At 73.2% G+C, this 21,277-nt stretch carries 20 protein-coding genes and 1 pseudogene; 15 read left to right on the top strand and 6 right to left on the bottom strand.

Going from position 1 to position 21,277, the window contains the following annotated elements; all coding sequences use genetic code 11:
• Positions 1 to 64: 64 nt before the first annotated feature.
• Entirely contained in the window at positions 65 to 1,018 is a 954-nt protein-coding gene (locus ACFP3R_RS04325; RefSeq protein WP_380633363.1) for a LysR family transcriptional regulator, read from the bottom strand.
• Between the two features lie 211 nt (positions 1,019 to 1,229).
• Here ACFP3R_RS04325 and ACFP3R_RS04330 point away from each other — a divergent pair, with 211 nt between their 5' ends.
• From ACFP3R_RS04330 to ACFP3R_RS04370, 9 genes are all read left to right on the top strand, one after another.
• Entirely contained in the window at positions 1,230 to 2,027 is a 798-nt protein-coding gene (locus ACFP3R_RS04330; RefSeq protein WP_380633060.1) for a 2-amino-3,7-dideoxy-D-threo-hept-6-ulosonate synthase, read from the top strand.
• A gap of 38 nt (positions 2,028 to 2,065) precedes the next feature.
• Complete coding sequence (locus ACFP3R_RS04335; RefSeq protein WP_380633062.1) at positions 2,066 to 3,139, top strand: 3-dehydroquinate synthase II family protein; 1,074 nt, start codon at positions 2,066 to 2,068, stop codon at positions 3,137 to 3,139.
• 6 nt (positions 3,140 to 3,145) lie between these two features.
• Positions 3,146 to 4,498 carry a class I adenylate-forming enzyme family protein gene (locus ACFP3R_RS04340; RefSeq protein WP_380633063.1) on the top strand — a complete coding sequence of 451 codons (1,353 nt, stop codon included), beginning with the start codon at positions 3,146 to 3,148 and terminating at the stop codon, positions 4,496 to 4,498.
• A gap of 24 nt (positions 4,499 to 4,522) precedes the next feature.
• A complete protein-coding gene (gene idi, locus ACFP3R_RS04345; protein WP_380633064.1) occupies positions 4,523 to 5,101 on the top strand; it encodes an isopentenyl-diphosphate Delta-isomerase in 579 nt (192 codons plus the stop codon).
• 412 nt (positions 5,102 to 5,513) lie between these two features.
• On the top strand, positions 5,514 to 6,320 hold the full coding sequence (locus ACFP3R_RS04350) for a DUF1996 domain-containing protein (RefSeq protein ID WP_380633066.1): 807 nt from the start codon (positions 5,514 to 5,516) through the stop codon (positions 6,318 to 6,320).
• Entirely contained in the window at positions 6,317 to 8,020 is a 1,704-nt protein-coding gene (locus tag ACFP3R_RS04355) for a discoidin domain-containing protein (RefSeq protein ID WP_380633067.1), read from the top strand. Before ACFP3R_RS04350 ends, ACFP3R_RS04355 begins: the two co-directional genes overlap by 4 nt.
• A gap of 56 nt (positions 8,021 to 8,076) precedes the next feature.
• A complete protein-coding gene (locus tag ACFP3R_RS04360) occupies positions 8,077 to 9,090 on the top strand; it encodes a LacI family DNA-binding transcriptional regulator (protein ID WP_380633068.1) in 1,014 nt (337 codons plus the stop codon).
• A gap of 38 nt (positions 9,091 to 9,128) precedes the next feature.
• Complete coding sequence (locus ACFP3R_RS04365; protein ID WP_380633070.1) at positions 9,129 to 9,710, top strand: DUF305 domain-containing protein; 582 nt, start codon at positions 9,129 to 9,131, stop codon at positions 9,708 to 9,710.
• Between the two features lie 40 nt (positions 9,711 to 9,750).
• Positions 9,751 to 10,548: a DUF998 domain-containing protein gene (locus tag ACFP3R_RS04370; RefSeq protein WP_380633072.1), complete on the top strand. Its 798-nt coding sequence runs from the start codon at positions 9,751 to 9,753 to the stop codon at positions 10,546 to 10,548.
• On the opposite strand, the gene ACFP3R_RS04375 is transcribed toward ACFP3R_RS04370, so the two are convergent.
• Complete coding sequence (locus tag ACFP3R_RS04375; protein ID WP_380633074.1) at positions 10,512 to 12,125, bottom strand: AMP-dependent synthetase/ligase; 1,614 nt, start codon at positions 12,123 to 12,125, stop codon at positions 10,512 to 10,514. The two genes, ACFP3R_RS04370 and ACFP3R_RS04375, sit on opposite strands and share 37 nt — an antisense overlap.
• A 45-nt stretch (positions 12,126 to 12,170) precedes the next feature.
• Here ACFP3R_RS04375 and ACFP3R_RS04380 point away from each other — a divergent pair, with 45 nt between their 5' ends.
• The 3 genes from ACFP3R_RS04380 (at position 12,171) to ACFP3R_RS04390 (ending at position 14,832) form a co-directional block, all read left to right on the top strand.
• The gene (locus ACFP3R_RS04380) at positions 12,171 to 12,719 is read left to right on the top strand and encodes a TetR/AcrR family transcriptional regulator (RefSeq protein ID WP_380633075.1); all 549 of its coding nucleotides are present in this window, start codon (positions 12,171 to 12,173) and stop codon (positions 12,717 to 12,719) included.
• A 4-nt stretch (positions 12,720 to 12,723) separates the two neighbouring features.
• Positions 12,724 to 13,131 (top strand): hypothetical protein, encoded by a 408-nt coding sequence (locus ACFP3R_RS04385; RefSeq protein ID WP_380633076.1) that lies wholly within the window; start codon positions 12,724 to 12,726, stop codon positions 13,129 to 13,131.
• Between the two features lie 162 nt (positions 13,132 to 13,293).
• Positions 13,294 to 14,832, top strand: coding sequence for a cellulase family glycosylhydrolase (locus ACFP3R_RS04390; RefSeq protein WP_380633078.1), 1,539 nt, complete (start codon positions 13,294 to 13,296; stop codon positions 14,830 to 14,832).
• Between the two features lie 41 nt (positions 14,833 to 14,873).
• Here the strand turns inward: ACFP3R_RS04390 and ACFP3R_RS04395 are convergent, their stop codons facing one another.
• From ACFP3R_RS04395 to ACFP3R_RS04410, 4 genes are read right to left on the bottom strand one after another with little or no spacing between them, the layout of a single operon-like run.
• Positions 14,874 to 16,127, bottom strand: a complete 1,254-nt coding sequence (locus ACFP3R_RS04395) for an effector-associated domain 2-containing protein (RefSeq protein WP_380633080.1) — start codon at positions 16,125 to 16,127, stop codon at positions 14,874 to 14,876.
• Positions 16,128 to 16,184: 57 nt separating this feature from the next.
• Positions 16,185 to 17,663, bottom strand: a complete 1,479-nt coding sequence (locus ACFP3R_RS04400; RefSeq protein ID WP_380633082.1) for a glutamate-cysteine ligase family protein — start codon at positions 17,661 to 17,663, stop codon at positions 16,185 to 16,187.
• Between the two features lie 22 nt (positions 17,664 to 17,685).
• The gene (locus ACFP3R_RS04405; RefSeq protein ID WP_380633083.1) at positions 17,686 to 18,345 is read right to left on the bottom strand and encodes a 4'-phosphopantetheinyl transferase family protein; all 660 of its coding nucleotides are present in this window, start codon (positions 18,343 to 18,345) and stop codon (positions 17,686 to 17,688) included.
• Positions 18,342 to 19,187, bottom strand: coding sequence for a metallophosphoesterase family protein (locus tag ACFP3R_RS04410; protein WP_380633085.1), 846 nt, complete (start codon positions 19,185 to 19,187; stop codon positions 18,342 to 18,344). The genes ACFP3R_RS04405 and ACFP3R_RS04410 overlap by 4 nt, the downstream gene beginning before the upstream one ends.
• Before the next feature lie 415 nt (positions 19,188 to 19,602).
• Here ACFP3R_RS04410 and ACFP3R_RS04415 point away from each other — a divergent pair.
• From ACFP3R_RS04415 to ACFP3R_RS04425, 3 genes and pseudogenes are all read left to right on the top strand, one after another.
• A pseudogene (locus ACFP3R_RS04415) lies at positions 19,603 to 19,944 on the top strand (transposase); the annotation flags it as partial.
• Positions 19,945 to 20,041: 97 nt separating this feature from the next.
• Positions 20,042 to 20,293: a hypothetical protein gene (locus ACFP3R_RS04420; protein ID WP_380633365.1), complete on the top strand. Its 252-nt coding sequence runs from the start codon at positions 20,042 to 20,044 to the stop codon at positions 20,291 to 20,293.
• Positions 20,294 to 20,444: 151 nt separating this feature from the next.
• Complete coding sequence (locus ACFP3R_RS04425; protein ID WP_380633087.1) at positions 20,445 to 21,242, top strand: alpha/beta fold hydrolase; 798 nt, start codon at positions 20,445 to 20,447, stop codon at positions 21,240 to 21,242.
• The last annotated feature ends 35 nt before the right edge of the window (positions 21,243 to 21,277 follow it).

Here is a 21,277-nt window from a genome sequence, read left to right on the forward strand (position 1 = left end):
AAGCCGCCGGGACCACCCCGCGAATCCCCGCGACCGCCACCACGCCCGGCCCGGTCGGACGACGTCAGCTGGCCGCCACGGTCAGCCCGGTCGCGGCCAGCTTCGCCGACCGCCCGTGGCCCCAGGTCCGTTCCTGGTAGGCGCGCAGCAGGGCCGCGTAGACGTCCTCGACGTACTCGGCGGCCTCGCAGTCCCGCTGCCACACGAGCATGACGCACCGGTGCACGGGGTTGCCCACGATCGGTTTCAGCACCACGCCCGGTAAGTCGTTGCCGCTGGGGAAGAAGCACGCCACGGTGTGCGCGGACCGCACCAGCTCCGCGGCCGACACCGGGTCCACCCCGAAGTGCGCGCAGCGCGGCGTGAACCCGGCGGCCTCGCACGCCAGCTGGAGGTTCAGCCGCCCGCCGCCGTAGCACTCGTCGAGCACGGCCCACTCCTCGTCGGCCAGTTCGGACAGCCGCACCTCGCCGCGCCCGGCCAACCGGTGCCCACTGGCGATCCCGACCAGCATCGGTTCGGTGACGACGGTCCGGTAGTCCACCTCTTCGGGAATCCGCAGAGGACTCTGGGGGAACTCGGTCACCAGGGCCAGGTCCACCTTGGCCGTGCGCACCAGCTCCAGCACCGCGTCACCGCTGCGCTCGATGTGCGTGGTCTGCGGGTGCGTGGGCAGCAGCGACCGCACCACCCCGACCAGCAGGGGGGTGAGCGACCCGGCCACGCCGCCGAGCCGGATGCCCGTCCCGGGGTGCTCCGCGGCCAGCTTGCGCGTCGTGACGAGCAGGTCGTCGAAGCGTTCCACCAGGTCGCGTGACCGCAGCACGACGTGCCGACCCAGCTCGGTCAGCTCGACCCCGTCGCTCCGGCGCAGGAACAGCGGACCCCCGAACCCGCGTTCGATGCGGCGCAGCTGGGCGGTCAGCCCCGCCTGCGCGATCTTGAGCAGCGAGGCGGCCCGGCTGATGCTGCCCGCCTCGGCGACGGTCAGCACGACGTGGAGGTGCCTGAGCTCCATGTGCACCGACGCAGCCTAGGGCAATCGGATGACGGCAAACACCGACCGCGAGAGTGTCGGGGCATGACGCTCTGTTCAGGAGACCGGAACGGCGTTGCTCCAACAGGTGCATAACTGGGGAGTTATCGCCAGTTCACACCTCCCGCCGCGCTCGCCGGCTACACCACCCTGCTCCATGGCCATCGCCGCAATAATCGGGAGGTGTGAGCGAATGAGGAAAGCGTTGCGGCTGCGACGGCTTTCCCGCCCGCGTGACGACAGGTACCTCTTCGTCCCGCTCGACCACAGCGTTTCCGACGGTCCGGTGGTGCCGCGCGACCGGTGGACCGACCTGGTCGACTCCGTCGTGGTGGGCGGCGCGGACGGCATCATCGTCCACAAGGGACGTGTCCGGACCATCGACCCGGCCGTGCTGGGCGGGTGCGCGCTGGTCGTCCACTTGAGCGCGGGCACCGCGCACATGGTCGACGCCAACGCCAAGGTGCTCGTCGGCGACGTCGAGGAGGCGGTCCGGCTGGGCGCCGACGCGGTCAGCGTGCACGTCAACATCGGCTCGGACACGGAGGGGCGGCAGCTCACGGACTTCGGCGTGGTCGCCAAGGCGTGCGACGACTGGAACGTGCCGCTGATCGCCATGGTCTACCCGCGCGGGCCGCGCATCGCCGACCCGAACGACCCCGAGCTGCTCGCGCACGTGGTCAACATCGCGGTCGACCTGGGCGCCGACATCGTCAAGACCAACCTCGCGCTGCCCACCGAGCGGATGGCCGAGGTCGTGGCCAGCTGCCCGATCCCGGTGCTGGTGGCGGGCGGTCCGGCGACCGGCGGCAGCCTGGTCGACCACGCCCGCACCGCGATGGCGGTGGGCTGCTCGGGCCTGGCCGTCGGCCGCCGCGTGTTCACCTCGCCCTCGCCGATGCCGCTGGTCGCGGAACTGGCGTCGATCGTCCACGAGGACCCCCGGGCGGACCTGGTCCGCGCCGTGACCGGCGTCGTGGCCTCGTCCTGACCCGCGCCGCCCCGGGTCCGACACCTTTTGGAGCACCGTTGAAGTTCGCCTGGATCGACCTGCGCGCCGTGCCCGAGGCGCAGCGCGAAGCCGTCGTCGACGCCGCCGTGCACGCCCGCCTCGCCGGCGTCGTGTCCGACGACCCGGCGCTGCTGGACACCCTGCCCCCGACGATCGACCGGGTCCTCGTCGCCGAGGCGCCGGTGGAGAGCCCGCACCTGGTCGTCGTGGTCGTCGACGACGAGGACCGGCTCGACCGGCTCGCCGCCGACGCGGCGTTCGTGCAGGTGAGCGACGACCGCACGCTCAAGCTCGCGTGCACCGCGGCGGTCCGGCTCGGCCACACGATCGTCGCGTTCACCGACCCGACGAAGATCCCGCTGGAGATCGTCATCGCGGCCGCCGACGGCGCGCCCGGCAAGCTGGTCACGGTCGTCGCCGACCTGGAGGAGGCGGCCATCGTGCTCGACGTGCTGGAGCACGGCTCGGACGGCGTGCTCATGGCGCCGCGCGACGCCACCGAGGTGTTCCAGCTGGCCAGGCTGCTGGAGGCGAACACCCCGCCGCTGGAGCTGACCACGCTCACCGTCGACCGCATCGCCCACAACGGCCTGGGCGACCGGGTCTGCGTGGACACCGCGTCCCACTTCCAGGAGGACGAGGGCATCCTCGTCGGCTCGTTCTCCTCCGGTTTCATCCTCTGCTGCAGCGAGACCCACCCGCTGCCCTACATGCCGACCCGGCCGTTCCGGGTCAACGCCGGCGCCCTGCACTCCTACGTGCTCGGCCCGGACAACCGCACCAACTACCTGTCCGAGCTGCGCTCGGGCAGCACGGTGCTCGCGGTGAACTCCGAGGGCCGCACGCGCAAGCTCACCGTCGGCCGGGCCAAGCTGGAGTCGCGCCCGATCCTGACCATCACCGCGCACTCGCCCGTGGGCGTCGAGGTGAGCCTGACCGTGCAGGACGACTGGCACGTGCGCGTGCTCGGCCCCGGCGGGAAGGTCCGCAACGTCACCGAGCTCCAGCGCGGTGACGAGCTGCTCGGCTACCTCGCGACCGAGCAGCGGCACGTGGGCATCCCCATCGGCGAGTTCTGCAAGGAGTCCTGAACACCCATGCGAGAGTTCGTCACCGACCTGTTGCGCCGCCACGGCGACGACGTGCCGGTGTTCACCCACGAGCACACCGTGACCCGCGGCGCCCTGCGCGCCTCCGTCGCCGCCGAGGCGGGCCTGCTGGCCGCCGCGGGGGTGGGGGAGGGCAGCTCGGTGATGCTCCAGGTGCCCCCGAGCTTCACCCAGTTCGAGGTGGTCCTGGCGCTGTGGACGCTCGGCGCCAGGGTCATCCCGGTCGACCACCGGCTCACCCCCACCGAGGTGGGGGTGCTGGTGGGGCTGACCGAGCCCCAGCACTTCGTGCGCGCCGCCACGCCCGCCGGCGACAGCTTCCGCGAGCGCTACGAGCTGGTCACCGAGCTGCGGCCGGACGGCGTGCCCGCCGCGACCGGGCACCGGCTGGTCCAGTTCACCTCCGGCTCGACCGGGCGGCCCAAGGTCGTAGGGCGCGGCACCGGGTCGATCATCCGCGAGGTGCTGCGGTTCGGCGCGGCCGAGGGCATGACGCGGCGCGGCGAGCGGTTGCTGCTGCTCAACAACCCCGCCTACAGCTTCGGCCTGATGGGCGGGCTGCTGCACTCGCTGGCCGTCGGGGTGGAGGTCGTGTTCTCCGCGCGGCACCTGGCCGAGGACGTGCTCAAGGCGGCGGAGCGGCACCAGGTGCACTTCATCAGCGGTCAGCCGTACCACTTCGGGCTGCTGGCCGACGTCGCCGACCGGTCGGCGCTGCGCTCGGTGCGCGCGGCGTTCTCCGGCGGCGAGATGATGCCGGGGGAGGTGGCCGAGCGGTTCGCCGCCGCCTACGGGTTCCGGGTGGGCGAGTGCTTCGGCACCACCGAGACCGGCGCGCTGACCATGGACGCCGCGGGCACGTCCCGGCCGTCGGTGGGCCGGCCGCTGCCCGACACCGGCATCCGGGTGCGCGACGGGCTGGTGGAGGTGGCGCTCGACGAGTCGCCCTACCTGGTCGGGGACGACCCCTCGCGGTTCGCCGACGGGTGGTTCCGCACCGGTGACCGGGGCGAGTTCGACGCGCACGGCAACCTGCGGTTGCTCGGCCGGTCGGACTCGCTGGTGATGGTGCGCGGCTTCAACGTGGACCTCACCGAGGTGGAGGCCGCGCTGCGGGCGCACCCGCTGGTGACCGAGGCGGTCGCGGTGCTCGACGGGGTGGTCACGGCGTACGTGGGCGCGCCGTCGGGCGGGGTGACGGCCGAGGAGGTCCGGGCGTGGTGCGCGGGGCGGCTGGCCGAGTTCAAGCTGCCGGAGCGGGTCCGGGTGCGGCGGGCGCTGCCCCGCACGTCCGGCGGCAAGCTGGCGCGTGACCCGGGGGTGCTCGCGGGCGCGCGGTGATCCCCGTTGTGGCAGGGTGGGCGTGTGGAACAAGTCGTGCTCCTGGACGAGCGCGGGACCGGCATCGGCGTCGCCGACAAGGCTTCCGTGCACCACGCGTCCACCCCGCTGCACCTGGCGTTCTCCTCCTACCTGTTCGACCCCGCCGGGCGGCTGCTGCTGACCAGGCGCGCGCTGCACAAGAAGACGTGGCCGGGGGTCTGGACCAACTCGTGCTGCGGCCACCCGGCGCCGGGCGAGGCGCTGGTGCCCGCCGTCACCCGCCGCCTGCACGACGAACTGGGCCTACCGGAGGTCTCGCTGGACCTGGTGCTGCCCGCGTTCCGCTACCGGGCGGTGATGGAGAACGGCGTCGTGGAGAACGAGATGTGCCCGGTCCTGCGCGGCCTGGTCACCGCCGACCCGGTGCCCAACCCGGACGAGGTCGACTCCGTCGAGTGGGTGCCCTGGGCGGACTTCGCCCCGGCCGTCCTCGCGGGCGTGCGCCCGATCTCACCCTGGTGCGCCCTCCAGGTGGCCGAGCTGTGGGAACTGGGCCCCGACCCCCTGACCTGGCCCATCGCCTCCCCGGCCACCCTCCCGTCGGCCCTGACCTACTCGTAAGTAAAGAACTCACCCGTCCTGAACGTACGACTCACCCGTCCTGAACGTACGACTCGCGCGTCCTGAACGTACGACTCGCGCGACCTGAACGTACGACTCGCGCGACCTGAACGTACGACTCGCGCGCGAGTCGTACGTTCGCGGCGGGTGTGTCGTACGTTCGCGACCCCCGAGTTCGGCGTTCGGGCGAGAGAGCGCTCTCTGAACGGCGGTTCCGGTCCGACCGGAACTGGGTTCTTTCCTTGACTGATACAGGGGGCGAGCTTACGTTCCGTTGTGAGAGCGCTCTCCCGAAACCCACTCGTAACTCTACGAAAGGGGAGTCGTGATCCCCACCATTCGCCGATGGCGTCGTATGGTCACGGCCCTTGCCACAGCCGCGGCAGCCGTGTGCGGTCTCGCCCTCGTCACCGTGCCCGGATCCGCCGCACCCCAGGGGGAGGTCGGGGCCAACGTCGTGCGGGTCGCCGAGTTCCTCGCGGAATGCCCCTACACCCACCGCCTGCCCGACGACCCGATCGTCTTCCCCAACCTGCCCGGTGCCTCGCACATGCACAGCTTCTTCGGCAACCGGAGCACCAACGCCCGCAGCACCACGCAGTCCCTGCTCGCGGGCACGAGCAGCTGCAACCCGGGCATCGACCTGTCCTCGTACTGGGTCCCCACCCTGTACGTGAACAACCAGCCCGTGGAGCCGACCGGCACCACGTTCTACTACCTCGGCGAGGGCGTGAACCCGGACGTCACCGCGCGCATCCAGCCGTTCCCGCTGGGCCTGCGCATGATCGCGGGCAACGCCAAGGCCACCGGCGTGAACGACCCCAGCTCCAACGCCCGGTGGTCCTGCCTGCACGCGGGCCACGTGGGCTCGTCCAAGGACTTCGTCAACTGCCCGTCCGGCACGATGCTGGAGTCCTACCTGGACTTCCCGCAGTGCTGGAACGGTCGTGACCTGGACTCGGCCGACCACAAGTCCCACATGTCCTACCCGGTCGCCGGCGGCTGCCCGTCGAGCCACCCGGTGCCGGTGCCGAAGCTCCGCCAGGTGCTGCGCTACCCGGCGAGCGGCAACCCGGCCGGCTTCCGACTGGCCTCGGGACCCGGCTACACCATGCACGGCGACTTCTTCAACGCGTGGCCGGAGGCCGAACTGGCCCGTCGGGTGCGCGACTGCATCAACCCGGTCATCAAGTGCGGCGCGGACGGCCGCCCGTCGTGAAGCTCAAGTCCCTGATCGCGGTGGCCGCGCTGGCCCTGCCGCTGTTCCTCCCGGTCGCCGCGCAGGCGGCCGAGTGCGGCACGGCCAACGCGGCGCTCAACGCACCGGTGACGGCGTCGTCGGTGGAGGGCCCGTTCACCGCCGCCTCCGCGGTGGACGGGAACCCGGGCACCCGCTGGTCCAGCGGGTTCTCCGACCCGCAGTGGCTGCGGGTGGACCTGGGCACCAGCCGCCAGGTCTGCGGCGCGACGCTGAACTGGGAGGCCGCCTACGCGACGGCCTACCAGATCCAGGTCTCCGCCGACGGCAACGCCTGGACCACGGTGTTCTCCACCACCACCGGCGCGGGCGGGGTGCAGAACCCCTCCTTCACCGGCACCGGTCGCTACATCCGCCTGAACACCACGGCGCGCGCCACGCAGTACGGCGTGTCCCTGTGGGAGTTCGCCGTCCGCATCGAGACCGGCGGCGGGGACCCGGGCGGTTCCGAGCGGCTGCTGTCCTACAACAAGCCCGCCACCGCCTCGTCGTTCCAGGACGACGGGGCGTGCCCGGGCTGCACGCCGGCCAAGGTGACGGACTACAACCCGGCCACCCGGTGGGCCACGAGCACCACCACCGGCTGGGTCGACCCGGGTTGGATCCAGGTCGACCTGGGCGCGACCGCCCGCATCACCAGGGTCGTGCTCCAGTGGGACCCGGCGTACGCCACCGGGTTCCAGGTCCAGACCTCCGAGAACGGGTCGGGCTGGACCACGATCCACACCACCACGACGGGCACGGGTTTCAAGCAGACCCTGAACGTCACGGGCACCGGTCGGTACGTCCGGGTCAACCTCACCAAGCGCAGCGGCCCCTACGGGTACTCGCTGTGGGAGTTCCAGGTCTACGGCACCGGTGGCAGCCCCACGTCGCCGCCGGCGCAGGCACCGGACCCGGGCAACCCGCTGCGCCTGGTGTGGAGCGACGAGTTCAACGCGCCCGCGGGCACCCGGCCGGACGCGAGCAAGTGGCGTCCGGAGGTCGGCACCGGGCAGAACGCGGAGCTCCAGTACTACACCGACAACCGCAACGCCTCCACCGACGGCAACGGCAACATGGTGCTGGAGGCGAGGCGGGAGGTCACGCCGGGTTCGGCGTGCCCGGTGGACCCGGTCAGCGGCAGCGGCACGTGCCAGTACACCTCGGCGCGCATCATCACCGAGGGCAAGGCGTCCTGGACCTACGGGCGCTTCGAGGCGTCGATCAAGGTGTCCGGCTCCAAGGGCCTGTGGCCCGCGTTCTGGATGCTCGGCACCGACATCTTCCGGGGCACCCCGTGGCCCGCGAGCGGTGAGATCGACATCATGGAGCACCTCGGTCGCGAGCCCAACACCGCGTACCAGACCATCCACGGCCCGGCCTACTTCGGCGGGGGCGGGATCGGCGCGATGCGCGACATCGGCCAGGACTACGCGAACGCGTTCCACCTGTTCCGGGCCGACTGGAACAGCCGGGGCATCACGTTCAGCATCGACGGCGTGACGGTCCTCACCATCGACAAGGCGACGGTGGAGGCGACCCGCGGGCCGTGGGTGTTCGACAAGCCCTTCTTCATCCTGCTCAACAACGCGGTGGGCGGTGACTGGCCCGGTCCCCCGGACGCCACCACGGTCTTCCCGCAGCGCATGTTGGTCGACTACGTCCGCGTGTACCAGTGAGCCCGGGGGTGCGGTTCCACGGAGGTGGGACCGCACCTCCCGGTATAAAGGCTCACGTGGACCGCAGACCAGTCACGTTGGAGGAGGTCGCGCGGGTCGCGGGGGTGTCCCGGGCCACGGTGTCCCGGGTGGTCAACGGGGTCGCCACGGTGGACCGGGAGCTGCGCCAGGTGGTGGAGAGGGCGATCTCCACGACCGGGTACACCCCCAACCGCGCGGCGCGTTCGCTCGTCACCCGGCGGGCGGGCGCGATCGGCCTCGTCCTCCCGGACGAGGGGCGCACGCTGCACGACCCCTACTTCGGTCGGGTGGTCAGCGGCGTGCTGCCGGTGATCCGCCCGCTGGGCGTCCAGCTGGTGCTGACCACCACCGATGCCGGCGGCCACCAGGAGGTGGTCGACGACGTCCGGCAGCGCAGGCTGGACGGCGTGATCCTGATCCACACGCACGGCGCGGACCCGTTGCCGCGCCTGCTCACCGACTCGAACCTGCCGGTCGTGCTGGCCGCGCGCCCGGTCCGGCCGATGTCGATCACCTACGTCGACGTCGACCAGGCCGCGGGCGCGGGGCTGGCCGTCGACCACCTGGTGGCGCGCGGGTGCCGCCGGGTGGCCACCATCACCGGACCGCTGGAGGTGCCCGCCGGCCAGGACCGGCTGCGCGGCTTCCGCGACGCGGTGTCCCGGCACGGCCTGCCCGACCCCGTGGTCGTCGAGGGCGACTTCTCCCGCGAGGGCGGCGCCGCGGCGGCCCGCCGGCTGCTGGCGACCCGGGAGCCGCGGGGGGAGGGGTTCGACGGCCTGTTCGTCGCCTCCGACCTGATGGCCACGGGCGCGCTGCCGGTGCTGCGCAACCGGGGCCTGCGGGTGCCCGAGGACGTGAAGGTGGTCGGGTTCGACGACAGCAGCCCCGCGGTCGAGTGCGACCCGCCCCTGACCACGGTGCGGCAACCCGTGGAGGACATGGCGGCCGAGATGGCCCGGTTGCTCGTGGAGCGCGTCGAGCGACCGGACCGCCCGATCAGCTCCGTCGTGTTCGCCCCGACCCTGGTGGTCCGCCACTCCGGCTGACCCGTCCCCACGCGCCACCGTCCCCCCCTGGAGCGCTCGTGCGTCGGTTGTCGGTCCTGTTGTCCCTGGTCAGCCTGGTCCTCGTGGTGGGCGCGTGCGGAGCCGAACCGGCGCCGGCGCCGACCACCACCGCGCCGCCACCGCCCACGACGACGCCCACGACGCCCTCCGCGGTCGGCGGCCTGAGCCCGACCGACGCGGCCTACGTGCAGCTGGCCATCCCGCAGGCCGAGTCGGCCCTGCCGCTGCTGGACGCGGTGCGGGCGCGCGCGCAGGACCCGGCGCTGGCCGAGCTGGCCGCCCGCGCGGGGGTCGGCCACCGCGGCGAGCTGACCGACCTGCACGGCGTGCTCACCCGGGCCGGCCTGACCTACCTGGGCGAGCACGAGGCCCACGACATGCCCGGCATGATCACCCGGGACGAGTACCAGGCGGCCGACCGGCTGACCGGCGCGGAGTTCGACGCCGAGGCCCGCGTGCTGCTGCGGAAGCACTTCGAGGAGTCCGTCGCGGTGGCCAGGTCGGAGCTGGAGGCGGGGACCGACGCCGGGCTGCTGGCGCTGACCCGCGACCTGACGGAGTCGCGCGCGGACTACCTGTCGAAGCTGTCGATTCCCTGAACCCCGGAACACCCGCCGGTCACCGTCCGTTTCGTCCGGTGTGCTGACCGCTGACCCCGCGCCGACCCGCTCCCCGGCCCGCTCCCCGGCCCGCTACGCCGCCCTCGCCGGGGTCGCCGCCGTCGTGCTGACCGTCGCCCTCATCGGCGGGCTCGACCTGCTCCGGCTGACCGAGTCCACCTACCACCTGCGCCGCACCATCAGCGAGTACGCCCTCGGGCCGTACCGCGCGGTGTTCGACACCGGGGTGCTGCTGCTGGTGCTCGGCTCGCTGGCGATCCTCGCGGTGCTGGTCCGGAGGGGGATGGCCAGGTGGCGCTCGGTGGGGGCGCTGGCGTTCGCCGCGTGGTCGGTCGGCCTGGCCCTGGTGGTGGTCTTCCCGAAGAACGACTGGGCGATCGGCCCGAGCGTGAGCGGCAGCATCCACCGCTTCGGCAGCCTGCTCGCGTTCACCAGCCTGCCGATCGCGATGGTGCTGCTGGCCCGGCCGTGGGTGCGCGACGCCGCGTGGGGCGCCTACGCGCGCTGGACGTCGCGCTTCGGCCTGCTGTCCGCGCTCACCTTCACCCCGCTGCTGTACGCGATCCTGGTCAACGCCGTCACCGGCAGGTCCTGGTGGCGCGTGTTCCCGCTCGGCTACGTCGAGCGCGTGCTGGTGCTCACCGAGGTGGTCGCGGTGCTGGTCGCCGGGGTGTGGGCGGTCGCGTGCGGCGCGGCGGCGCGGACCTCGCCGCCCACGCCCGAACCCGCGCCCGAACCCGTGCTCGACCCGGCCCCCGAACCCGCGCCCCGACCCGCCGCTCAGCCCGAGTACAGCCCGTCCAGGACGTCCCGGTAGCGGGTCTCGATCTCCTTGCGGCGCATCTTCAGGCTGGCGGTGAGGGTGCCGTCCTCGACGCTGAAGTCCTCCGGCAGCACGGCGAACTTCTTGATCGCCTCGTGCCGGGCCAGCCCGGCGTTCGCGGCCTCGACGGCGCGGCCGACCTCGGCGTCCGCGTCCAGGCCGGCGGGCGCGGTGTCGGGGTCCAGGGTGACCAGCGCGACGCAGTAGTTGCGCTGGTCGCCGTGCACCAGCACGTTGCCGATGTACGGGCTGTTGGACTTGATCAGGCCCTCCACCGCCTGCGGCGCCACGTACTTGCCGCCGGAGGTCTTGATCAGCTCCTTCTTGCGGTCGGTGAGCCGGAGCCTGCCCTCCCCGTCCAGCTCGCCCACGTCACCGGTGTGCAGCCAGCCGTCCACCAGCGCCTCGGCGGTCTCCTCGGGCAGGTTGTGGTAGCCGCGCATGATCCCGCGCCCGCCGATGAGCACCTCGCCGTCGTCGGCCAGCCGCACCTCGGTGCCCGCGAGGGGCCGGCCGACCGTGCCGAGCTCGTTCGACTCGGGCCGGTTGACGAAGGAGGCGGCGGAGGACTCGGTGAGGCCGTAGCCCTCCAGGATGGTGATGCCCGCCTTGGCGAAGAACCGCGCGACCGGCAGGGACAGCGGCGCGGAGCCGGAGATGAAGTACTTGATCCGGCCGCCCACGCGGTCCCGGAGCTTGCCGAACACCAGCCTGTCGGCGATCTTGTTGCGCAGCTTCCGGTCCGGGTGCTCGGCGACGTCGAGCGCCCACTCGAACAGCTTCTCCTTCACGCCGCCCGCCTCGCGCATCGAGGCGACCACCCTCTGGTGGATCTTCTCGAAGATGCGCGGCGCGGCGGCCACCACGGTCGGGCGCAGCTCGGCGAGGTTGGCCGCGATCCGGTCGACGTCCCCGTCCACGGCGGTGGGCGTGCCGGTGGCGATCATGCCGACCTGGAGGACCTTGCCGAACGCGTGGGACATCGGCAGCCACAGGAAGTGCAGCTCGTCCGGGCCCAGGACGCCCAGCTCGTCGATCGCCTCGGCGGTGTGCAGCCAGTTGTCGTGGGTCAGCTCCACGCCCTTGGGCGTGCCCGTGGTGCCGGAGGTGTAGATGAGCGTGGCCAGGCGGTCCGGGGTCAGCTCGTCGACCATGGCGTCGTAGTCGCCCGCGGGTTCCCCGTCCGGGGCCCAGTCGGGGGTGATCACCTCCGCGTCGACCCCGCCCGCCAGCCCGGGGTCGGCCACCACCAGGACGCTGCCGGAGTCCCGGACGATGTGGGCGACGACCTCCCGCGTGCTGCTCGGGTAGATGGTGGTGGTGACGCCGCCCGCCGCGAGCACGGCCAGGTCGGTCAGCACCCAGTCGGCGCTCGTCGCGGCCATGATCGCCACGCGGGCCTCGTCGCGCACGCCCAGCTGCCGGAACCCCAGGGCGCGCCGGCGCACCTCCTCCCCGACCTCGGCCCACGTCATGGAGGTCCACGTGTCGCCGTCGCGCCGGCGCAGGGCCTCGCGGTCGGGGGTGGCGCGCACCCGTTCGCGCAGCAGGTCGGGGATGGAGCGGGCCACGGTGTCCTCCTCTGGAGCGGCGCTCTAGAGCGGTACTCTAACCACATGGGACCGACCAGTCGGCAGGCCGTGCTGGACGCGGCGCTCGAACTGGTCGCCGAGGGCGGGCTGGGCGCGGTCACGATCAGCGCGCTGACGGCCCGCTCCGGGGTGTCGAACGGCAGCGTCTACCACCACTTCGGCAGCCGGGCGGGGCTGTTCGCGGTGCTGTACGGGGAGAGCTTCGCGCACTGCGTGGACGCCCTGGCGCCCGCGCTGGGGACCGGGGACGCGGAGCAGGCGGTGCGCGCGGTGGTGGCGCGGTACCTGGGCTGGGTGGTCGGGAACCCCGGGCGGGCGCGGTTCCTCTACGCCGCGCCGCGGTCGGCCGACCCCGCGGTGAAGCTCGCCGCGTTCGAGCCGGTCGCGCGCTGGTTCGCGGACCGGATGGCGGCGGGGGAGCTGCGCGCGGTGCCGCTGTGGGCGCTGGACCCGGTGGTGATGGGTCCCGCGCACGAGTGCGCCCGGCGGTACCTGCTGCACGGGTTCGACCTGGGGGCCGCGGTGCGGCTCGTGGCCGACGCCGTGTGGGGGGCGGTCGCGCCCGTAGGGTGATCACATGGCCACTTGGGGAGACCTCGCCGCGTACGTCCACGACACCTACGACGTCATCTCGGAGAAGGAGGACGAGATCCGCATCCTGTTCAACTTCGAGCAGTTCGACGAGGACGACGAGCGCACCCAGGTGATCATCCTGGTCCGCGAGGTGCTCGACCGGCAGCACGAGTGGGTGCAGATCGCCTCGCCCATCGGCCTGGCCGCCGCCGTGGACCTGAAGGCGTTCCTCGTCGAGGTCGGCAACTCGACCATCGCCTGCGGCGCGGCGGTCATGGGCGAGCACGTGGTGCTGCGGCACTCGCTGCCCCTCTCGCACCTGGACATCCACGAGTTCACCGAGCCGCTGGCGCTGCTCGCGGGGACGGCGGACCGGCTGGAGGAGACCTTCTTCGGGGGCGACGACTACTGACGGGGCCGGTCCCCACCGGGGTCCGGGGACCGATCGGGGCGCGCCGGGGCGTTGACAGCGGGCGTGCGGGGATGCTGTGATCCCCGACAACAGATAGGAAAGTTTCCTAACTGTTCCGCCGCCGCCGTGTTCATCCCCCCGAGACCCGTGGGAGGCACCCCCGTGGCACCCCGTCCCCGATGGCTCGCGACCGTCGCCGCGGCCGCTCTGCTGGCCGCACCGGCGCCCTGGGCGCAGACCGCCTCGGCGCAGCCCGGCGCAGCGGAGTCCGACGCGGCCCGGTCCGACTCAGTCCGGTCCGAAACAGTCCAGTCCGCCGCCGCCCGGTCCGCCGCCGCCCAGCCCAACGCCGTCCGGTCCGACGCGGCCGCCGTCGAGCACCAGGCCGAAGGCGCGGCGATCTCCCTGGGCGTGGTCGAGTCCAACCACGCCGGCTACACCGGCGGCGGGTTCGTCAACTACGACAACGCCTCCGGCAGCTCCGTCGAGTTCACCGTCACGGCCCAGGCCGGCCCGGCCACCCTGGCCCTCCGGTACGCCAACGGCACGACCACCAACCGCCCGATGACCATCTCGGTCAACGGGACGGCCCAGGCGAGCGGCGTGGCGTTCGCCGGCACCGGCGCGTGGAGCACCTGGCGCACCGCGACGGTGCCCGTCACCCTGGCGGCGGGCGTCAACCGCGTCCGGGCCACCGCCACCACCGCCGCGGGCGGCCCCAACCTCGACCGGCTCGACGTCACCGCCGACGGCCCGGCGCCCGGCCGCCCCGCCGACGTGAACGGGCAGCTGCGCGTGTGCGGGACCAAGCTGTGCAACCGGTACGGCAAGCCGGTCCAGCTGCGCGGCATGAGCACGCACGGCATCCAGTGGTACTCGCAGTGCGTCAAGACCGCGTCCCTGGACGCCCTGGCCTCGGACTGGGGCGCCGACGTCCTGCGGATCTCGATGTACGTGCAGGAGGGCGGGTACGAGACCAACCCGCGCAAGTTCACCGACCTGGTGCACGGCTACATCGAGGAGGCCACCCGCCGCGGCCTGTACGCGCTGGTGGACTGGCACCAGCTGTCGCCGGGCGACCCGAACGCCAACCTCGCCCTGGCCCGCACGTTCTTCACCGAGGTCGCCTCGCGGCACCGCGACAAGACCAACATCATCTACGACATCGCCAACGAGCCCAACGGCGTGGCGTGGTCGGGCATCAAGTCCTACGCCGAGCAGATGATCCCGGTCATCCGGGCCCAGGACCCGGACGGCGTGGTGTTCGTCGGCACCCACGGCTGGGGCTCGCTGGGCATCTCCGACGGCCGGTCGGAGCAGGACATCGTCAACAACCCGATCAACGCCACGAACTTCATGTACACGTTCCACTTCTACGCGGCCTCGCACCAGGACGAGTACTTCAACGCCCTGACCCGCGCGGCGGCCCGGCTGCCGATCTTCGTGACCGAGTTCGGCACCCAGACCTACACCGGCGACGGGGCCAACGACTTCGCGTACAGCCAGAAGTACCTGGACTTCCTGGCGGCCAACAAGATCGGCTGGACGAACTGGAACTTCTCCGACGACTTCCGGTCGGGGGCGGTGTTCAAGGAGGGCACCTGCGCCGGGAACTCGTTCTCGGGCACGTCCGTGCTGAAGCCGGCGGGCCAGTGGATCCGCGAGCGGATGCGCACGCCGGACGACTTCCCGACGAGCTGATCGACCGGTGACGAGCGGCGGGGTCCCGTCCCCGCCGCTCGTCACGCGGCGTGGTCGGAGAGCAGGCCGGCGCGGACGGCGGTGAGTTCGGCGTCGAGCCCGATGCGCCCGGCGTGCCGGTCGTTCCACCGCCGCAGCCCGTCCGCGAGTTCCGACCCCGCCGCGAGGGCGATGCGTTCGAGGAACACCAGGGGCAGCGGGACGCCCGAGGAGTGGTGGGCGAGGCCGGCCAGGCTCGCCAGGACCTCCGCGTAGCTCGTCCCGGCCGGTAACGCGGGTGCCGCGGGGCCCGCGACGTCGCGGTAGGCGTGCGCGACGTCCGGGAGGACCACCCCGGCGAGCATGGCCAGCAGCCGCGCCAGCTCCTCCTGCTGGAGCAGGTCGTCGGCGCTCCAGGAGTCGACCACCTCCCGGACCGCGAGGAACGGTTCGGAGTCGGTGGTCTCGAACAGCTCCAGGACCTCCAGCAGCGCGGTGACACCGCTGGCCTGGTCGAGGCAGAAGAGGACCAGGTTCGACAGGTGGACGCCGGGGTCGGGGCTCTCCTCGACGGTCACCGGGGCGCCCAGCCGGTCGGCGAGCAGCCTGGTGGCCAGGCCCCGGCCGGCCGCGTCGGACAGGCTGGGCAGCCGGACGAGGGCGCGGACCAGGGACGTCGTGAGCATCCGCCGCGTGGTGCCGTCGAACGCGCTCGCCGTGGGGACGCGCAGTTCGCCGAGCGCCTCGGCGAGCCGGTCCAGACGCGCGCCCTGCTCCGCCAGGTACGCGTCGATGGTGTCCGGGCCGATCCCGGGATCGGCCGCCCCGGCGACGACCCGCGATCCGTGCGCACCCGCGCCGCCGCGCAGCTCGGCCTCCAGCGCCCGCACCTTCGCCGTGGCCGCGTGCGCCACGCGCAGCGCGGTCAGCCGGTCGGCCCTGGCGCGGTCGAGCTGCTGCTCCACCCTCCGCTCGGACTCGCGTGCCCGCGCCAGCTCCGCGTTGCGCCGCTCGGCCTCGTCGACGAGGTGGTCGCGCTCCCAGGTCAGCCTGACCACCACGTCCTGCGCCCGCATCAGGACCACCTGGAGCGCCCACACCGCCCGGGTGAGGTCGCGCTCAGCGGCCAGGCTGTCGACCAGCTGCCGCCGGACCTGGCCCAGCTCCTCGTACAGGGCGACCACGCGTTCCTGGTCGCCGGCCGGGTGGATGTGCACGTCGCCGCTGATCGTGTGCGCCTGCACGGTCGCCCCGAGGACCGTGCCCGAGACGTCGTTGCGCCCGTTCGACTCCACCAGCGCCTCCGTCGCAGCCACCGGTACCGTTGCCCGGATTGTCGCACCGGAGGCCGCACCCCGGCCGAAAAGATCCGCTCAGCTCACCGGCCAGGTGTGCACCGGTTCGTTCGAGTGCATCAGGTCCCGGTACGTCCGCAGCATCCGCCGCAGCGCCTCCGGCCGGTCCAGCGCTGTGTGGTCGTAGTGCCGGTGGAACGCCCGCGCCTGCCACGTCGCCCCGTTCACCCCGGTCAGGCAGCGCTGCTCGATGATCCCCAGCAGCCGGTCGCGCTCGGCGGCCTCCACCTTCATCTTCACCAGGCCCTCGTGCGCCATCGGCAGCAGCCGCCGCAGGACCAGCTCCACCACCGGCACCGTGCCCAGCCCCGGCCAGTAGACCTGCGCGTCGATGCCGTTGCGCGCCCCGGCGGTGAAGTTCTCCTCCGCCGCGCTGAACGACATCTGCGACCACAGCGGCCGCTCCTCCTCGGCCAGCGCCCGCACCAGCCCGTAGTAGAACGCCCCGTTCGCCAGGGTGTCCACGACCGTCGGCCCGGCGGGCAGCGTCCGGTTCTCCACCCGCAGGTGCGGCTTGTCCCGCACCACGTCGTACACCGGGCGGTTCCAGCGGTAGATCGTGCCGTTGTGCAGCCGCAGCTCGGCCAGCGACGGCGTGTCGCCCCGCTCCAGCACCTGCACCGGGTCCTCGGGGTCGCAGATGGGCAGCAGCGCCGGGAAGTAGCGCACGTTCTCCTCGAACAGGTCGAAGATGGACGTGATCCACCGCTCCCCGAACCACACCCGCGGCCGGACGCCCTGCTCCTTCAGCTCGTCGCTGCGGGTGTCGGTGGCCTGCTGGAACAGCGCGATCCGGGTCTCCCGCCACAGCTCCTTGCCGAGCAGGAACGGCGAGTTCGCGCCCACCGCCACCTGCACGCCGGCGATCGCCTGGGCCGCGTTCCAGTAGGGCGCGAACGCGTCCGGCGACACCTGGAGGTGGAACTGCGTCGACGTGCACGCCGCCTCGGGCACGATCGAGTCGGCCGTCATCTGCAACCGCTCGACGCCGTCGACGGAGATCTGGATGTCCTCGCCGCGCGCCGCCAGCACCTGCTCGTTGAGCAGCGCGTACCGGGGGTTGCCCGACAGCGCCTCCTCGGCCATGTGCCTGGCCTGGAGCGTCGGCAGGATGCCGATCATCACCATGTGCGCGTCGACCTCGCGCGCCTTGCGGTCGGCCTCGTTGAGCGAGTCCCGCACCACCGACTCGAACTCGGTGATCCCGCCCGCGGTCAGCTGCCGCGGCGCGACGTTGATCTCCAGGTTCCACTGGCCCAGTTCGGTGACGAAGTCCGGGTCGGCGATGGCCTCCAGCGCCTCGGCGTTGCGCATCGCCGGGTCGCCGGCGTCGTCCACGAGGTTCAGCTCGATCTCCAGCCCGGTCATGGGCCGGTCCACCTCGAACCGCGACTCGCTCAGCATCCGGGCGAACACGTCGAGGCAGCGACGCACCTTCGTGCGGTACCGCGTGCGGTCCTCCCGGGTGAACTCGTGCCGCCCGACGTCGTCGCCCATTGCCCGCCTCCCAGCCGGTGGATCAGCGCGCGGGTACCGCGATCGCGGTCACCACAAACCCCTCGCGGGCCAGCCAGCGCCCGGTGAACCCGGTGACGGCGACACCGTCCACGACCGGCGGCTCCACCAGGATGCGGGCGCTGAACGTGCCGTCGTCCGGGTGGATGGTCACCTCCGCGTCCTCGAACCCCAGCCACCGCCGGGCCAGCGGGTACCACGCCTTGTAGACCGTCTCCTTGGCGCTGAACAGCAGCCGGTCCCAGGCGACCTTGTCGCTCGCGTCCCGCAGCCCGTCCATCCGCGCCAGCTCGGCGGGCAGCGCGATGGCGCCCAGCACCCCGTCCGGCGTCGGTTCGTTCGGCTCGGCGTCGATCCCGATCGTGCGCACCTGGTCGGTCCGGCCCACGGCCGCCGCCCGGTAGCCCTTGCAGTGCGTGATGCTGCCGACCACCCCATCGGGCCACGCGGGCTCGCGCGAGGGCAGGGGCACCAGCGGCGCGGGCGGGAAGCCGAGGGCCGCCAGCGCGGTGCGCGCGCAGTGCCGCCCGGTGGCGAACTCGCGGCGCCTCTTGTCCACCGCCCTGGCCACGTGCTGCTCCTCCTCCGGGAACAGCACCACCCCGTCGGGGTCGCCGAAGACGTCGAACGCCGAGACCGGCGGTGCGAGCAGGTCCGTGATCATCGGGCGTCCCCCTCGCGCAGCACGTCCAGCAGCGGCGCCGCGGTCCAGCCCCGGGGCTGCCACTCCCTCGGGTAGCCCAGCGACACCTCGTCGAAGCGCACGCCGTCCTTCCGGATGGTGCGCGGGATGTGCAGGTGGCCGTAGACGGCGACGGCCGCCCGGAACCGCAGGTGCCAGTCCGCGGTGCGCTCCGTGCCGCACCACAGCGCGAACTCGGGGTAGCGCAGCACGAACGTGGGGTCCCGGACGAGCGGCCAGTGGTTGATCAGCACCGTGCGCAGCGACGGGTCGACGGCCGCCAGCCGCCGCTCGCTCTCCGCGACCCGGGCGGCGCACCACGCCTCGCGGCTCGGGTAGGGGTCCGGGTGCAGGAAGTACTCGTCGGTGCAGACGACCCCGGCGTTCTGGGCCGCGGCCAGCGCCGACACCTTGTCCGTCGTCCCGGCGGGCCGGAACGTGTAGTCGTAGAGCGTGAACAGCGGCGCCACCGCGACCGGCCCGCCCGCGCCCTCGAACACCGCGAACGCGTCCTCGGGCGTCAGCACGTCGATGCTGCGGCACAGCTCCACGAGCTGCTTGTAGCGCACCTCGCCGCGCGCCTGCACCGAGTCGTCCTTCGTCGTCCAGAGCTCGTGGTTGCCCGGCGACCAGACCACCCGGGCGAACCTCCGGCGCAGGAGGCCCAGCGCCCACTCGACGTCGTCGAACTTCTCCGCCACGTCGCCGGCCACGATGAGCCAGTCGTCGGGGGAGTGCGGGTGGATCGCGTCGACGAACTGCCGGTTCTGCTGGTAGGTCACGTGCAGGTCGCTGGTGGCGAGCAGGCGGGGCGGGGTGGTCACTCCCCGAGCGTATCGCCGGCGGGGCGACTCGGGGAGTGACCGCTCATCCGCTCGTCGCTCGCGGGGGCCCGTTCGGCGGCGCCCGGGTGGCCGCGTGACGCTGCACCGCTCCCGTTCGTCGCGCGTCGTCTTACCAGGGGGCGCCGGTGTTCCTAGCGTGATGGGTATCACGACGTCCTGGGCGGAGGACCCGATGACCAACCAAGTACGACCCGCGCAACCGTTCGGCCGAACGGTCGGTGCGGAGATCGCCCGGCAGGTGCAGCAGCACGCGTATCCGGTGGCCGCGCCGCGGCGCGCCGACGACGCCGCCCTGGCCACGTTGCTGCGCGCCCGCCAGCGCGGCGACGCCCAGCGGCAGGAGCCGTGGGTGCGCCGGGCGCCCGAGGCGCCGCCCCGACCCCCGCACGCCGACGTGATCGAGCAGCTGGCCGCGCGCCTGGTGCCGCCGTCGCTGTGGGCGGTGGTCGAACCGCTCATCCCGCCGGCCAAGGTGCGCCGCCAGGGCGGCGGCCGGGGCCGGGTGTCGGACCGGGCGATCTTCACCGCGATCGTGTTCGTGCTGACCAGCGGCTGCGCGTGGCGGCACCTGCCGCCCACGTTCGGCGTGACCGTGCCCACGGTGCACCGGCGGTTCCAGGAGTGGACCGAGGCGGGCCTGTGGCCGCGGCTGCGGCGGGTGGCGGTGGAGGGCGCGGTGGACGAGGCCGAGTGGCTCGGGCTGGTCCTGGACGCGGCGGAACGGCGCGGCGCACGAGCCGCGGGGTAGTTCGAGCAGGGGAACGGCGGCCGGCGCGCGGGCGTCCCACCGAAGAGGTCCGCGCGACCGCTGTCCCCCGGAGGTGGCGATGATGATGCCGGAGTTGTCCAGACGCGAGGTCGCCCTGCTGCGCGCGACCGACGCCGACCGGGTCGAGCTGACCGGGAGCGAGGAGCCCGACGTGCGGGTGGACGCGCTGCCGTTCTGCGACCCGGTCACCGCGCGGGGGCTGGTGCACGCGGGCCTGATCCGGCCGGTCGTGCCGGTGGTGCCGGGCCAGTGGGCCGCGGCCTGCCTGACCGAGGCGGGCGCGGCGGCGCTGGGGTCGGCCCTGCTGGTGGCCTGAGGTCGGCCCTGGCGGTGGCCTGTCGGCCGTGCCGCCGGCCTGAGGCCGGCCCGACCGGCAGCCTGAGCCGGCCGTGCCGCCGGCCTGAGCCGACCCGACCGCCAGCCGTTCGACGGGTGCCCACCCGGCCGGGAGTCGCTTGACTGGGCACATGACGCCCCCGGTGCACGCGACCGTCGTCGAAGGCCCCACCGGCGCACCACCCGCCGTGTTCCTGCACGGCGTGCTCAGCTGGGGCGACGACGAGGTCTACGGCTTCGGCAACCAGCGCCCGCTGGCCGCGTGCCGGCGGCTGCTCCTGGTGGACCGCCGGGGCTACGGCGACAGCCCCGACCTCGACGGCCCGCACCGCAGCGACTACGTGGTGGACGCGGAGGACGTCATCCCCCTGCTGGGCGACGGCGCTCACCTGGTCGGGCACTCGTACGGCGCGGTGGCCGCGATGCTCGCCGCCGCGGCCCGCCCCGACCTGGTCCGCTCGCTGTGCCTGGTCCAGCCCGGCGCGCTGCGCCCCGCCGAGGGCCACCCGGTGGTCGCCGACGCCCTCGCCCGTGCCCGCGCGGCCACGGCCGCCATGCCCGACCTGACCCCCGAGGACTACCTGAGGCTGTCCACCGACGCCGTCGGCCTGCCCGCGCCGGAGCCCACGCCGCGCCGGCTGCGCGCGGCCCGCGCCACCATGGGCGAACGGCCGTGCTGGGACGCCGACGTGCCGCTGGAGCCGCTGGCCGCCGCCGGGTGGCCGGTCCTGGTGGTGCTGGGCGACTGGACGGGGGCGCCCGCGCGGTACCGGCGGCTGGCCGGTGAGCCGCTGATCGCCGCCGGTGGCGAGATCGCCTGGCGGGTGGGCGCGGAGCTGCTCACCGTGCCCGGCTACTACCCCCACGTGCAGCGGGCGGAGCAGGTGAACGCGGCGCTGGAGGCGCTGTGGGCGCGGGCGGACGCCTAGCCGGGCAGGCCGGCGAGCTTCCCCGCCGGCGCGGC

The sequence above is a fragment of the Saccharothrix lopnurensis genome (assembly GCF_042658445.1).
Taxonomy (GTDB): domain Bacteria; phylum Actinomycetota; class Actinomycetes; order Mycobacteriales; family Pseudonocardiaceae; genus Actinosynnema; species Actinosynnema lopnurensis.

Bases quoted from the DNA above. Each gene is read 5' to 3' on its own strand.
- ACFP3R_RS04425 (WP_380633087.1), top strand. From the start codon at position 20,445: ATGACGCCCCCGGTGCACGCGACCGTCGTCGAAGGCCCCACCGGCGCA.
- ACFP3R_RS04380 (WP_380633075.1), top strand. From the start codon at position 12,171: ATGGGACCGACCAGTCGGCAGGCCGTGCTGGACGCGGCGCTCGAACTG.
- ACFP3R_RS04420 (WP_380633365.1), top strand. From the start codon at position 20,042: ATGCCGGAGTTGTCCAGACGCGAGGTCGCCCTGCTGCGCGCGACCGAC.
- ACFP3R_RS04405 (WP_380633083.1), bottom strand. From the start codon at position 18,345: ATGATCACGGACCTGCTCGCACCGCCGGTCTCGGCGTTCGACGTCTTC.
- ACFP3R_RS04400 (WP_380633082.1), bottom strand. From the start codon at position 17,663: ATGGGCGACGACGTCGGGCGGCACGAGTTCACCCGGGAGGACCGCACG.
- ACFP3R_RS04330 (WP_380633060.1), top strand. From the start codon at position 1,230: ATGAGGAAAGCGTTGCGGCTGCGACGGCTTTCCCGCCCGCGTGACGAC.
- ACFP3R_RS04340 (WP_380633063.1), top strand. From the start codon at position 3,146: ATGCGAGAGTTCGTCACCGACCTGTTGCGCCGCCACGGCGACGACGTG.
- ACFP3R_RS04325 (WP_380633363.1), bottom strand. From the start codon at position 1,018: ATGGAGCTCAGGCACCTCCACGTCGTGCTGACCGTCGCCGAGGCGGGC.
- ACFP3R_RS04385 (WP_380633076.1), top strand. From the start codon at position 12,724: ATGGCCACTTGGGGAGACCTCGCCGCGTACGTCCACGACACCTACGAC.